General features: G+C 76.7%; 14 protein-coding genes and 1 tRNA gene. 9 read left to right on the top strand and 6 right to left on the bottom strand.

Translation table 11 applies throughout. The features are described from left to right. From ET526_RS16435 to ET526_RS16445, 3 genes are all read left to right on the top strand, one after another. Positions 1-815: MMPL family transporter (locus ET526_RS16435; protein WP_158295616.1), on the top strand; the 815-nt coding region annotated here is incomplete at its 5' end. An 11-nt stretch (positions 816-826) separates the two neighbouring features. Beyond that, positions 827-2,449 (top strand): apolipoprotein N-acyltransferase, encoded by a 1,623-nt coding sequence (gene lnt, locus ET526_RS16440; protein ID WP_135469028.1) that lies wholly within the window; start codon positions 827-829, stop codon positions 2,447-2,449. A gap of 148 nt (positions 2,450-2,597) precedes the next feature. Beyond that, positions 2,598-3,050, top strand: coding sequence for a helix-turn-helix domain-containing protein (locus ET526_RS16445; protein WP_135469030.1), 453 nt, complete (start codon positions 2,598-2,600; stop codon positions 3,048-3,050). 140 nt (positions 3,051-3,190) lie between these two features. On the opposite strand, the gene ET526_RS16450 is transcribed toward ET526_RS16445, so the two are convergent. After that, positions 3,191-3,700, bottom strand: coding sequence for a DUF2244 domain-containing protein (locus tag ET526_RS16450; RefSeq protein ID WP_158295617.1), 510 nt, complete (start codon positions 3,698-3,700; stop codon positions 3,191-3,193). A gap of 151 nt (positions 3,701-3,851) precedes the next feature. Between ET526_RS16450 and nth the strand changes: the two genes are divergently transcribed. Continuing rightward, a complete protein-coding gene (gene nth / locus ET526_RS16455; protein ID WP_135469094.1) occupies positions 3,852-4,499 on the top strand; it encodes an endonuclease III in 648 nt (215 codons plus the stop codon). Here nth and ET526_RS16460 read toward each other — a convergent pair. From ET526_RS16460 to ET526_RS16475, 4 genes are all read right to left on the bottom strand, one after another. After that, positions 4,463-5,422, bottom strand: a complete 960-nt coding sequence (locus ET526_RS16460) for a hypothetical protein (protein WP_135469034.1) — start codon at positions 5,420-5,422, stop codon at positions 4,463-4,465. The genes nth and ET526_RS16460 overlap by 37 nt on opposite strands. A 66-nt stretch (positions 5,423-5,488) precedes the next feature. Further along, positions 5,489-6,274: a peptidoglycan editing factor PgeF gene (pgeF, locus tag ET526_RS16465; RefSeq protein WP_135469036.1), complete on the bottom strand. Its 786-nt coding sequence runs from the start codon at positions 6,272-6,274 to the stop codon at positions 5,489-5,491. A gap of 73 nt (positions 6,275-6,347) precedes the next feature. Further along, complete coding sequence (locus ET526_RS16470; RefSeq protein WP_135469038.1) at positions 6,348-7,370, bottom strand: class I SAM-dependent methyltransferase; 1,023 nt, start codon at positions 7,368-7,370, stop codon at positions 6,348-6,350. A 55-nt stretch (positions 7,371-7,425) separates the two neighbouring features. Continuing rightward, positions 7,426-7,501 (bottom strand) — tRNA-Ala (locus ET526_RS16475). Between the two features lie 260 nt (positions 7,502-7,761). On the opposite strand from ET526_RS16475, the gene ET526_RS16480 reads away from it, so the two are divergent. The 3 genes from ET526_RS16480 to folE all read left to right on the top strand — a co-directional run bounded on the left by ET526_RS16480 (position 7,762) and on the right by folE (position 9,953). Beyond that, on the top strand, positions 7,762-8,505 hold the full coding sequence (locus ET526_RS16480; protein WP_135469040.1) for a CoA transferase subunit A: 744 nt from the start codon (positions 7,762-7,764) through the stop codon (positions 8,503-8,505). Between the two features lie 13 nt (positions 8,506-8,518). After that, positions 8,519-9,172 (top strand): CoA transferase subunit B, encoded by a 654-nt coding sequence (locus ET526_RS16485; RefSeq protein WP_135469042.1) that lies wholly within the window; start codon positions 8,519-8,521, stop codon positions 9,170-9,172. A gap of 142 nt (positions 9,173-9,314) precedes the next feature. After that, positions 9,315-9,953 carry a GTP cyclohydrolase I FolE gene (gene folE / locus ET526_RS16490; protein WP_135469044.1) on the top strand — a complete coding sequence of 213 codons (639 nt, stop codon included), beginning with the start codon at positions 9,315-9,317 and terminating at the stop codon, positions 9,951-9,953. 23 nt (positions 9,954-9,976) lie between these two features. Here the strand turns inward: folE and ET526_RS16495 are convergent, their stop codons facing one another. Further along, positions 9,977-10,348, bottom strand: a complete 372-nt coding sequence (locus ET526_RS16495; RefSeq protein ID WP_135469047.1) for a hypothetical protein — start codon at positions 10,346-10,348, stop codon at positions 9,977-9,979. Between the two features lie 142 nt (positions 10,349-10,490). On the opposite strand from ET526_RS16495, the gene ET526_RS16500 reads away from it, so the two are divergent. Together ET526_RS16500 and ET526_RS16505 are read left to right on the top strand one after the other, a co-directional pair. Then, complete coding sequence (locus ET526_RS16500) at positions 10,491-10,961, top strand: GlcG/HbpS family heme-binding protein (RefSeq protein WP_135469049.1); 471 nt, start codon at positions 10,491-10,493, stop codon at positions 10,959-10,961. Positions 10,962-11,053: 92 nt separating this feature from the next. Beyond that, complete coding sequence (locus ET526_RS16505) at positions 11,054-11,803, top strand: PRC-barrel domain-containing protein (RefSeq protein WP_135469052.1); 750 nt, start codon at positions 11,054-11,056, stop codon at positions 11,801-11,803. The last annotated feature ends 121 nt before the right edge of the window (positions 11,804-11,924 follow it).

Consider the following 11,924-nt stretch of genomic DNA (forward strand, 5'->3'; position numbering starts at 1 on the left):
CCGTGGCCGAGCCGGCCCGGCGCCTCGCCGCGGCGCTGCGCGCGGTGGCGGAGGGGCCGGCGGCGGCCCGGGAGCGGCTGCGCGCGGCGCTGCTGCCCGGCCTCGCCACCACCCTCGACGGGCTGCGCCTGGCGCTGCAGGCGACGCCGGTGACGCTCGCCGACCTGCCGGAGCGGCTGCGCCGCGACTGGACCACGCCGGACGGGCGGGCGCGGGTGGAGGTGCGCCCGGCCGACCTCTCCGACAGTTCGGAGGCGATGACCCGCTTCGCCGAGGCGGTGCAGGCGGTGGCCCCGGCGGCGAGCGGCCCGGCCGTGTCGGTGATGGAAAGCTCGCGCACCATCCGCGACGCCTTCCTGCGCGCCGGGCTGATCGCGGTCGGCCTCGCCGTGGTGCTGCTGCTCGCGGCGCTGCGCTCCTGGCGGCTGGCGGTGCTGGCGATGGCGCCGCTGGCGCTGGCCGGGCTGCTCACCCTCGCCACCTGCGCGCTGATCGGCCTGCCGCTCAACCTCGCCAACATCATCGCCCTGCCGCTGCTGTTCGCGCAGGGGGTGGCGTTCGACATCTACTACGTCGCCGCCTGGGCGCGGGGGGAGCGGAAGCTGCTGCCCTCGGCGCTGACCCGGGCGGTGCTGTTCAGCGCCCTGACCAATGGCGTCGCCTTCGGCAGCCTCGCCCTCTCCGAGCATCCGGGCACGGCGAGCATGGGGGTGCTGCTCGGGCTGAGCCTGCTCTACGCCCTGCTGGCGGTGCTGCTGGTGCTGCCGCCGCTGCTGCACCTCTTCGCCGGCCCGCGCCGGGCGATGGCGCACTGAGGGGACGGGGCGTGGCACGGCCCGCCGCCGCGGCCCTCGCCGCGGAGCGTCCGGTTCCCGGCGCCTTCGGGCGCCTCCTCGACCGGCTGGCGGCGCTGCAGGGCCGGCGCGCCCTGCTGGCGAGCTTCCTGCTCGGGCTTGCCGCCGCGCTGGCGCTGCCGCCGGTGCACGCGGTGCCGGTGCTGCTGCTCTCCTTCCCCGGGCTGCTCGCCCTGCTCGGCGCCGCCCCGACCTGGAAGCGGGCGGCGGCGCTCGGCTTCGCCTGGGGCTGGGGGCACCATCTGGGCGGGCTCTACTGGGTGACGCACGCGATCCTGGTGGACGCGGCCACCTGGTGGTGGCTGGTGCCGCTGGCCGCGCCGGGCCTCGCCCTGCCGCTCGCCGCCTTCGCGGTGCCGCCGGCGCTGGCGGCCTGGGCGCTGCCGGCGGGCTGGCCGCGCCTGCTCGGCTTCGCCGGCGCCTGGGTGCTGTCCGAGCTGGCCCGCGGGGTGCTGTTCACCGGCTTTCCCTGGAACCTGATGGGCAGCGTCTGGGCCTTCGCGGCGCTGCCGCTGCAGGGGGCGGCGGTGATCGGCGTGCACGGCCTGTCGCTGCTGACGGTGCTGCTCGCCTGCCTGCCCGCGCTTGGGCGCTGGCGGCCGCTGGCGGCGGGCGGGCTCGCGCTGCTGGCGCTGGCGGGCTTCGGCGCCTGGCGCCTGGCGGGGGAGCCGCCGCCGGCGCCGCCGGTGCGGCTGCTGCTGGTGCAGGGCAACATCGAGCAGTCGCTGAAGTGGCGGCCGGAGGAGCGGGTGGCGATCTTCCGCCGCTACCTGGAGCTGACGGCGGCGGCGGCGCGGGAGGCGGCGGCGGCCGCGCCCCCCGGCACCCGGCTTGCGGTGGTCTGGCCGGAGACCGCCATCCCCTTCCTGCTCGCCCAGGATCCGGAGGCGCAGCGCCTCGCCGCCTCGGTGCTGCCGGAGGGGGCGGTGCTGCTGTCCGGGACGGTGCGGGCCGAGCTCGACCCGGAGGGGATGGCGCGGGAGGTGTTCAACAGCCTCGTCGCGCTGGACGATGCGGGGCGGGTGGCGGCGCTCTACGACAAGGCGCATCTCGTGCCCTTCGGCGAGTACATGCCGCTCGCCGGCCTGATCCCGGTGCGGCTGGCGGCGGGGGGAATGGACTTCTCCGCCGGCCCCGGCCCGGTGACGCTGGAGGTGCCCGGCCTGCCGCCCTTCGGGGCGCTCATCTGCTACGAGGTGATCTTCCCCGCCGCGGTCACCCCCTCGCCGCGCCCGGAATGGCTCGTCAACGTCACGAACGACGCGTGGTTCGGCCACTCCTCGGGGCCCTGGCAGCACCTCGCCACGGCGCGGCTGCGCGCGGTGGAGGAGGGGCTGCCGGTGGCGCGGGCGGCACAGACCGGCATCTCGGCGGTGTTCGATGCGCAAGGACGGCGGCTGGCGATGCTGCCGCTCGGCCAGGCCGGGACGCTGGCGGCCGACCTGCCCGGCGCGGTGCCGCCGCCGCCCTTCGCGCGATTCGGCCTGGCGCTGCCGGGGCTGCTGGCGGCGCTGCTGCTGGCCGGGGCGGCGCTCGGCGCCCGGCGCGGCGCGGGTCGCGGCGCGGGCCGGAGGGCCGGGAATGACCTTTTTTGAGACGGCTCAAAACTATTGACGCTTCGTTTACGCGCACGTAAAAGGGGAAGAGCGGGAGCGGAGAGGAGACACCGGCGTGTATGCGCACCCGACACGGACGGGCAGGACCCATGCGCCTCGGGACTCCACCCCGGGAATGGAGAAGGCGATGCCGAGCGACGAAACCCCGGAGCGCGGTGAGCGGGAGCACCGGCCGAGCCCGATAGACGTGCATGTCGGCGCCAGGGTCCGCCTGCGGCGCACGCTGCTCGGCATGAGCCAGGAGAAGCTCGGCGAGGCGCTCGGCCTGACCTTCCAGCAGGTGCAGAAATACGAGCGCGGGGTGAACCGCATCGGCGCCAGCCGGCTGTTCGACATCGCCCGCGTGCTCGACGTGCCGATCAGCTTCTTCTTCGACGACATGCCGGAAGGCATGGGTGCGGCCGGCGGCGGCCTGCGCCGCGGCGTCGGCGGCCTGGCCGAGGCGCAGGAGGGCTTCGAGGACGACACCCTGCACCGGCGGGAGACGCTGGAGCTGGTGCGCGCCTATTACCGCATCACCGATCCCTCGGTGCGCAAGCGGGTGTTCGAGCTGATCAAGAGCCTGACCCCCTCGGACTAGAGCCGTTTCCACGCAGCCATGACCGCGGAAACGGCTCCAGCCCATTGTTCGTAGGGCAGAGTCACGCGCCCGGCTGTTTCCAGCCGTCCGCGATCTGCTCCAGGGGGCAGGCAGCGCCTGCTCCGCGGCGGGGTGCGGGTTCAGCAGTCCCGCAACTGCGGGTTGTCGAACACCGGCTCGCGGTACCGGCGCAGCGCCTCGCCCAGGGCCGCCGCCAGATCGCGCCGGCGCTCCTCGTCGAGCAGGCGGCCGATCTCCACCGTGCGGCGGCGCTGGCGCAGCAGCAGCACGCTGCTGCCATCCGGCCGCTCCTCCAGGGACAGCCGCGCCCAGTAGGGGTCGAGCACCACCTCCTGCCAGCGCCCGCGCCAGTCCGAGCGCTGGATGACCAGCCGCCCCTCCGCCAGCCGCAGCACCTCCACCGCGCGGCGGGCGCCGCGGCGGTAGAGGGCGAGCAGCGCCAGCACCAGCCCCGCCTCCAGCCCCACGAAGCCGAGCACCGGCCAGGCGCCGATCAGCGTGAACAGCAGCCCGACCAGGGCGGAGAAGCCCACCACCAGGGCGGCGACCGCCACCATGCCCCTGCGGTCAAGGCCGGGGGGCGGGGTGCAGATCGCCTCGAACATCACGGGGTCGGGCTGGGCTGTCATCGCCGCTGAAATGGGGTAGGGCTCCGCCGGCGCTACCCTTGCCGAACGCCCCATGCCACGCAAGACCGCCGCCCCCGCCGGGGCGCCCCAGGCCCGCGCGCGCCCCGCGCCGCTGCACGGCACCGCCGCCGCCCCGCGCCGCGCCCGGCGCATGGGCGCCGCGCAGGCCGCCGCCTTCATCCGCGCCCTCGCCGCGGCCAACCCCGCGCCGCGGACCGAGCTCGACTACCGCGACCCCTTCACCCTGCTGGTGGCGGTGGTGCTCTCGGCCCAGACCACGGATGCGGCGGTGAACCGCTGCACCCCTGCCCTGTTCGCCGCCGCGCCCGACCCCGCCGCCATGGCGGCGCTCGGCGAGGAGGGTGTGGCGCGGCACATCCGCTCGATCGGCCTCTGGCAGGCCAAGGCGCGCAACGTGGTGGCGCTGTCGCGGCAATTGCTCGAGCGCCATGGCGGGCAGGTGCCGGCGGAGCGCGAGGCGCTGGAGGCGCTGCCCGGCGTCGGGCGCAAGACCGCCAACGTCGTGCTCAACGTCGCCTTCGGCGAGAGCACCATGGCGGTGGACACGCACATCTTCCGCATCGGCAACCGCACCGGCCTCGCCCCCGGCCGCACGCCGAGGGAGGTGGAGGACGCGCTGGTCGCCCGCTGCCCGCCGGAGATGCTGCGCGACGCGCACCACTGGCTGATCCTGCACGGGCGCTACGTGTGCAAGGCGAGGCTGCCGGAGTGCTGGCGCTGCGTCGCCGCGGCGCACTGCAACTACCGCGACAAGGTGGCCGCCCCGCCGGGGGGCTGATCCGCCGCCGGCCGCGCCCCGGCCGCCGCCTCCGGCGGCGGGGCGAGGGTGTTGGCCACCACGGTGCGCACGCCCCCCGCCGCCTCCTCGGCCGCCACATAGGCGATGTCCCCCCAGGGCCCGTCGAGCCGCCCGGCCGGGATCTCGTTGAGCTGGGCGACGCGCCCGAGCTCCTCGCCGTCGCGCCGGCTGACGATCCAGACGATCTCGACCCTTTGCAGGCCGCGCCCGGCGGGGGCGACGTCCACCCTGCCCTCCAGCGCGTACTGCGCCCCCTCCGCCGTGTCCTGCACGACGAAGCCCTGGCTGCCGAGATGCTCGCGCATCCGGGCGCCGAGGGAGGCGTTGCCGTCGCCCGGCGCCCCCCGCACCGCGGCGAGGCGGATGCGCGGCGGGCCGGCGGCCAGCGCCGCGGGGTCCATCGCCTTGCGCGCCGCGTCCACCTGCAGCAGCAGCCGCGCCAGGCCGGGCGCCGCCTGCGCCGCCACCTGGCGCAGCAAGTCCGGCGAGGCCTCCGCCCAGGCCCGGTCCGGCACCGGCGCCCCCTCGGAGGCCGCCTGCGGGCGCAGATCGGCGTCGAGCAGGCGGAAGCGCGGCGTCACCCGCGCGCCCTGCCGCTCGGCCAGGATCTCGATCCGCCAGTCGAGCGGCCAGGGCGCATCGGTGGCGACCGCCGGCACCTCCTCGGCCTGCAGCGCCTCGGCCACCCGCTCGGCGAGGTCGCGCGCCGCGCCGTCGGGCAGCAGCGCCGCCTCGGGCGGCGGCACGGCGATGCGCACCGCGAGCGGCTCCGCGAGGCGCCGCGCCTCGGCGCCGGGGCGGCCGCGATAGGGCTGGGGCAGCCCGCCGCAGCCGGCGAGCAGCAGCGGCAGGGCCAGCAGCAGGCGCCGCCGCCGCGCGCCCGGACGGTCAGAGCAGCGCACAGGTCACCAGCGCGGTCAGCGTCAGCAGCATCAGGAACTGCATCATGTAGGGCATGGGGCCGCGGCTCAGGGCGTGAGGGCGATGGCGGAGAGCTGATGCCCGATCGGCCCGCCGCCCGCCAGGGTGCGCCGGCGGTGGCTGAAGAAGCGCGCCTCGTCGGCGAGCGTGTCCACCCCCAGCCGCTCCACCGCCCCGAGGCCGAGCGCGGCGAGCCGCGCGGCGCAGTAGCCGGGCAGGTCGAACTGCCAGCGCCCCTCGCGCCCGCCCGGGGCGAAGAAGCGCGCATCGGCCGCATCCCGCGCCAGCACCGCCGCGCGCAGGTCGGGGCCGACCTCGTAGCTCGCCTGGGCGATGCAGGGGCCGATGGCGGCGCGGATGCGGGCGGGCGCGGCGCCGAGGCGGCGCATCGCCGCCACCGTCGCCTCCAGCACCCCGGCCACCGCGCCGCGCCAGCCGGCATGCGCGGCGCCGATCACCCCCGCCTCCGGGTCGGCGAGCAGCACCGGCGCGCAGTCGCCGGTGACGATGCCGAGGGCGAGGCCCGGGCGCCGCGTCACCACCGCGTCGGCGCGCGGCCCCTGCCCCTCCGCCCAGCCCGGCGCCTCCAGCTCCGCCACCGCGGTGCCGTGCACCTGGGTCAGCCCGTGCAGGGCGGGCAGCGGCAGGCCGAGCGCGTCGGCGGCGCGGCGGCGGTTCTCCCGCACCCGCTCCGGCGCGTCGGCCGAGGAGAGGGAGCAGTTCAGCGCCGCGTAGGGCCCCTGCGACACGCCGCCGCGGCGGGTGAAGAAGCCGTGCGCCACCCCGGGCAGGGCGGCGAGCGCGGGGGAGAGGAGGCGTTCGGCGGTGCTCAAGGGCGGCTCCGGTGCGTCGCGTGCGTCCTGCTGCGGGCGGGTCGGGGGCGCCCGGCCGGCGCCCGCCCCCGGCTCAGCCGGGCTCGAATCCGGGCGGCGCGGGCAGGGCGGGATGGCACAGGCAGAGCGCCTTGAACAGCCGCCCCATCCCCTCCGCCGCCACCAGCCGCTCGGCGCCGGAAAGGATCAGCCCCGCCTGGTCGCGCCGGCCGGCGGCGGCGGCGGCGCGGGCGAGGATGGCGGCGCGGCTCATCAGCCCCAGGCGCTGCAGGAACAGCCCCTGCGGCAGCGGCCCGTGCGCCGCCGCCCCGCCCTCGCGCGCCGCGGCGGCGATGGCGGCGAAGTCCACATGCGCGGTGAGGTCCACGCTGCCCGGCGCGGCCAGCGGATCGGCGCGGCCGTGGCGGGAGACGGCCTGCAGCGTGTCGCCGAAGCCGCCCCCGGCATGGCCGTAGTCGAGGAACAGCGCCGCCCCGCCCTGCGCGGCGAGGCGCGCGGCCAGGGCACGGGCCAGGGCGCGGGCGGCGGGGCTCGCCTCGGCGATCGCACCCTCCGGCGCCGTCTCCGGTAGCGGGGGGGCCTCCTCCGCCGGAAGCTCCACGAAGCGGCCCTCCCGCACGTGGCGCTCCGCCCAGGCGCCGGCGCGGCGGACGAACTGGCGGATCGGCAGCGCGTCGAGGAACTCGTTGGCGAGGAGGATGGCGGGCCCGTCCGGCAGCGTGGCCGGGTCCTCGTGCCAGGCGGCGACCGCCCCGCCGAGCGCGGCGCGCTGCGCCTCCCGCAGGCGCGGCGAGGCCTCGACCAGATGCAGGCGCAGCGCGGCGCGGAAGGGTGCCGCGACCTCGCCCACCGCGCGCAGCGCGTCGGCCATCAGCGTGCCGCGGCCGGGGCCGAGCTCGACCAGCAGCACCGGGTCGGGCCGGCCCATCGCCTGCCAGACCACGGCGGCCCAGAGGCCGAGGCACTCGCCGAAGGCCTGGGAGATCTCGGGGGCGGTGATGAAGTCGCCCTGCCGCCCGAAGGGCTGGCGCGTCGCGTAGTAGGCGGCGACGGCGCGGGCCATGAAGCGGTCGAGGCGTTCGGGGGTGGCGGTCACGCGGCGCCCCTCCGGCGCCCGCTCATCCGGCCCGGCCGGAAGGTCCCCGAGGGGGTGGTGGAGCCAAGGGGAGTCGAACCCCTGACCTCTTGAATGCCATTCAAGCGCTCTCCCAACTGAGCTATGGCCCCGGAGCGCCCCTGGCGGGGAGGGCGGCGATATAGCTTTCCCGCCCCTTCCCCGCAAGGCCCCGGCCGCCCCTTCCGCCCCCGGCGGCACGCGGCGTGGCTCTGGGCCGTGTCCGCGGGGCGGAGTACCCCAGCCGTCCACGATCTGCCTAGCCCGTTGTTTGTAGAGCGGAGGCTCACGCTCCCGGCCGGTTCCGGCCGTCCGCGATCTGCTCTAGGGTGCCGCCCCTGATCGAACCCGGTTGCAAGAGGAGCCTCGCCCCATGCGGAAGGTCTATCCCGACGCCAAGGCCGCGCTCGCCGGCCTGCTGCGCGACGGCATGACGATCATGTCGGGCGGCTTCGGCCTGTGCGGCATCCCCTCCGCGCTGATCGAGGCCATCCGCGACAGCGGCGTGAAGGACCTCACCGTCGTCTCCAACAACGCCGGGATCGACGATGCGGGCCTCGGCCTGCTGCTGCAGACCCGCCAGATCCGCAAGATGATCTCGAGCTACGTGGGCGAGAACAGGCTGTTCGCCGAGCAGTACCTGAAGGGCGAGCTGGAGATCGAGTTCAACCCGCAGGGCACGCTCGCCGAGCGCATCCGCGCCGGCGGCGCCGGCATCCCCGCCTTCTTCACCCGCACCGGCGTCGGCACCGACGTGGCGAAGGGCAAGGAGACGCGGGAGTTCGACGGCGAGACCTACGTGATGGAGCGCGGCCTGTTCGCCGACCTCGCCATCGTGCACGCCTACATGGGCGATACCGAGGGGAACCTGCGCTACCGCAAGACGGCGCGCAACTTCAACCCGATGATGGCCACCGCGGCGCGGGTGACGGTGGCGCAGGTGGAGCACCTGGTCCGCCCCGGCGAGATGGACCCGGACTGCATCCACACCCCCGGCGTCTTCGTGAAGCGCATCGTCGCCCTGCCGCCGGGCTACGAGAAGCGGATCGAGCAGCGCACCGTGCGCCGGCGCGACCCCGCCGCCGCCGGCGCGGGCAGCGAGAACGCGGCGGCCTGAGGAGGATCGGCACATGCCCTGGACCCGCGACGAGATGGCGGCCCGCGCCGCCCGCGAACTCGAGGACGGCTTCTACGTCAACCTCGGCATCGGCATCCCGACGCTGGTGGCGAACCACGTGCCGCCCGGGATGAACGTGCAGCTGCAGAGCGAGAACGGCATGCTCGGCCTCGGCCCCTTCCCCTACGAGGGGGAGGAGGACCCCGACCTGATCAACGCCGGCAAGCAGACCATCACCGAACTGCCGACCAGCAGCTACTTCTCCTCCGCCGACAGCTTCGCGATGATCCGCGGCGGGCACATAGACCTCTCCATCCTCGGCGCGCTGCAGGTGGCGCAGAACGGCGACCTCGCCAACTGGATGATCCCCGGCAAGATGGTGAAGGGGATGGGCGGGGCGATGGACCTCGTCGCCGGGGTCAAGAAGGTGGTGGTGCTGATGGAGCACACCGCCGGCGGCAAGCCGAAGCTCCTGAAGCGCTGCACCCTGCCGCTGACCGGGGCGCGCGTGGTGGACCTCGTGATCACCGACCTCGCCGTGTTCGAGATCGCCCGCAAGGGGCCGGAGCGGATGCGCCTGGTCGAGCTCGCCCCCGGCGTCACCGAGGCCGAGGTGCGGGAGAAGACCGAGGCCGACTACGAGGTGGCGCTGGCCAAAGCGGCCTGAGCGGCGCCCCCGCAGGAGCGTTGCGATACCGAAGCGTCCGGTGCAGGATGGCGCCGCGGGCCTTCCCGCCGGACCGCCGGCGGGAGAAGCGGCCCGCCGGCGGCTCCTCCCGCGCCGCCGCTCCTGCCTCGAGGATGCCCCCTTGAACATCCAGACGCCGCCCGACCGCCTGGCTCCCCGCGCCGCCGGCCCCGCACGCCCCAGCCGCGCCGAGGCGGAGGCCGCCGTGCGCACCCTGATCCGCTGGGCCGGCGACGACCCGGACCGCGAGGGGCTGGTGGACACCCCCGCCCGCGTCGCCCGCGCCTACGAGGAGTTCTTCGCCGGCTACGCGCTCGACCCGGTGGAGCTGCTCGCCCGCTCCTTCGAGGAGACGGACGGCTACGACGAGATGATCGTGCTGCGCGACATCCGCGTGGAGTCCCACTGCGAGCACCACATGGTGCCGATCATCGGCCGCGCCCATGTCGCCTACCTGCCGGAGGGTCGGGTGGTCGGCATCTCCAAGCTGGCGCGGCTGGTCGAGGCCTATGCCAGGCGCCTGCAGATCCAGGAGAAGCTGACGGCGCAGATCGCCAACACCATCGCCGAGGTGCTGAAGCCCAAGGGGGTGGCCGTGGTGATCGAGGCGGCGCACCAGTGCATGACCACGCGCGGCGTGCACAAGCCGGGCGTCACCATGGTGACCAGCCGGATGCTCGGCGCCTTCCGCGACGACCCGGCGACGCGCCGGGAGTTCCTGGCGATCATCGGCGGCGGCCGCGGCGCGGCCGGGGGCTGAGGCGCGGCCCGCCGCGGCGCCGCTCAGCAGTCCCGCAGGGCGTGGTGGCGGGCCCGCTCCGCCTGCCGCGCCGCCGCCTCCGCGAGGCTGAGATCCTGCTGCTGCACCCAGGCCGGGGCGCCCGCATGGAGACTGAGCCGCGCGTCCCGCGCCGCCAGCGCCGCCTCCCGCTCCGCCGCCCGCGCCTCGAGTTCCGCGCGCCGGCAGTAGGGGTCCACCGCCGCGCGCCCGAACCCGGCGCCGCCCCCCTCGGCCACGAGTCCGGTGGCGGGCGCGCCCGGGAGGTAGACCCCGGCGGGGGGCGGGGCCGGCCGCTCCTGCACCACGGTGCAGCCGGCGAGGAGGCCGAGGGCCGCCGGCAGGGCCGGCCAGAGGGGAAGTCGTCGGGGCCGCATGGCGGGGTCGTCCTTGCGCAGCGGAACGTCGCGCCGGCTGTGACGCCGCCGGCCGGGCCGGGTTGCACCTCCCGCCGGTCCCCCCTTGCCGGCGCGGCGCCGGCGGGCTCCCCTGTGCCGCGACGATGGAGGAGGAATCGCCTTGCCCGACCAGACCGCCCCCCGCAGCGCCGTCAACGGCCTGACCCTCGCGCAGGCGAACGCCATCCTGGAGGCCGCGCTGGCCAAGGGGCGGGCGCTGAACCTGCTGCCGCTCACCGTCGCCGTCCTGGACGCCGGCGGGCAGCTCAAGGCGCTGCAGCGGGAGGACGGCAGCAGCCTGCTCCGCCCCGAGATCGCGATCGGCAAGGCCTACGGCGCGCTCGCCCTCGGCCTCGGCGGGCGGGAGCTGGCGCGCCGCGCCCAGGCCATGGCGGGCTTCATGAACGCGCTCTCCGACCTGGCCGGGGGGCGGGCGGTGCCGGTGCCGGGCGGCGTGCTGGCCTGCGACGCGGCGGGGGTGATCCTCGGCGCGGTCGGCATCAGCGGCGACGTCTCGGCCCAGGACGAGGTCTGCGCCATCGCCGGGATCGAGGCGGCCGGGCTGCGGGCGGAGACCGGCGACCCCGGCTGAGCCGCCCCGCAACCCCCGGTCGTTGCAGGGCGTTCTCCCCGGCATCGCCGGCGCCGCGCGCGCCCGGACCGAGCCAAGGGGAGCGACCACGCATGACCAGCCGCACGCACCTGCTCGCCATGACCGCCGTCGCGGGCCTCCTCGCCGCGCCCGTGCTCGCCCAGCAGGGCGGCAGCGCGGGCGGCGGCAGCTCCATGCAGCCGCAGACCACGCAGACCACGCCGCAGCAGGGGCCGCTCGGCGGCGCCCCCGCCGCGCGCGGCGGCGCCACCGGCGGGGCCGGCACGGCCACGACCCAGCCGGGCGCGGCGGGCTCGGTGGCCCCGCGTCCGCCCCAGACCGAGACGACCGTGGGCACCGTCCCGCCCCAGCCCCCGGCCGGCGGCGCCGCCCCCCAGGGCGGCAGCGGCGCCGGCGCGACCGGCGCGCAGCCCGGAGGCGGCGCGACAGGCGGGGCCGGGCCGGATCGGGGCGCGGCGGCCCCCGCCCCCGGCGGCCGCGCGGCCGAGACACCCGCCGCCGCCCTCGGCGCCGAGACCGCGGCGCTGCGCAACGCCCGCCGCGCCACCAAGGTGATCGGCTCCAGCGTCTACAACGAGGGCAATGAGAGCATCGGCGAGGTGGACGACATCCTGATCCCGCCGCCCGGCGGGGGGGAGCCGGTGGCGGTGCTCTCGGTCGGCGGCTTCCTCGGCATCGGCGCGCGGCTGGTCGCCGTTCACTATGAGCGGTTGAAGTGGGACGCGCAGAACAACCGCCTGGTGATGCCGGGCGCGAGCCGCGACGCGTTGAACGCGCTGCCGCGCTTCAGCTACGACGCCGTCGCCGCGCCGCGCGGCTGAGGCGCCGCGCCCGGCGCGGGGTTTGACGCGCGGGGGGCTTTGCGGCCAAATCCCCGCTTCCCCCGGAAGCGCCCCGGACGGGACGCCGCGGCGTCCCGGCGGCCGCGGGCGCGGGGGAGAT

Source organism: Crenalkalicoccus roseus (genome assembly GCF_004761865.1).
Lineage (GTDB): Bacteria > Pseudomonadota > Alphaproteobacteria > Acetobacterales > Acetobacteraceae > Crenalkalicoccus > Crenalkalicoccus roseus.

Excerpts from the sequence above, each read along its gene's own strand:
- ET526_RS16445 (WP_135469030.1), top strand. The coding sequence starts at position 2,598 with ATGCCGAGCGACGAAACCCCGGAGCGCGGTGAGCGGGAGCACCGGCCG.
- ET526_RS16450 (WP_158295617.1), bottom strand. The coding sequence starts at position 3,700 with ATGACAGCCCAGCCCGACCCCGTGATGTTCGAGGCGATCTGCACCCCG.
- nth (WP_135469094.1), top strand. The coding sequence starts at position 3,852 with ATGGGCGCCGCGCAGGCCGCCGCCTTCATCCGCGCCCTCGCCGCGGCC.
- ET526_RS16480 (WP_135469040.1), top strand. The coding sequence starts at position 7,762 with ATGCGGAAGGTCTATCCCGACGCCAAGGCCGCGCTCGCCGGCCTGCTG.
- ET526_RS16485 (WP_135469042.1), top strand. The coding sequence starts at position 8,519 with ATGCCCTGGACCCGCGACGAGATGGCGGCCCGCGCCGCCCGCGAACTC.
- ET526_RS16495 (WP_135469047.1), bottom strand. The coding sequence starts at position 10,348 with ATGCGGCCCCGACGACTTCCCCTCTGGCCGGCCCTGCCGGCGGCCCTC.
- ET526_RS16505 (WP_135469052.1), top strand. The coding sequence starts at position 11,054 with ATGACCAGCCGCACGCACCTGCTCGCCATGACCGCCGTCGCGGGCCTC.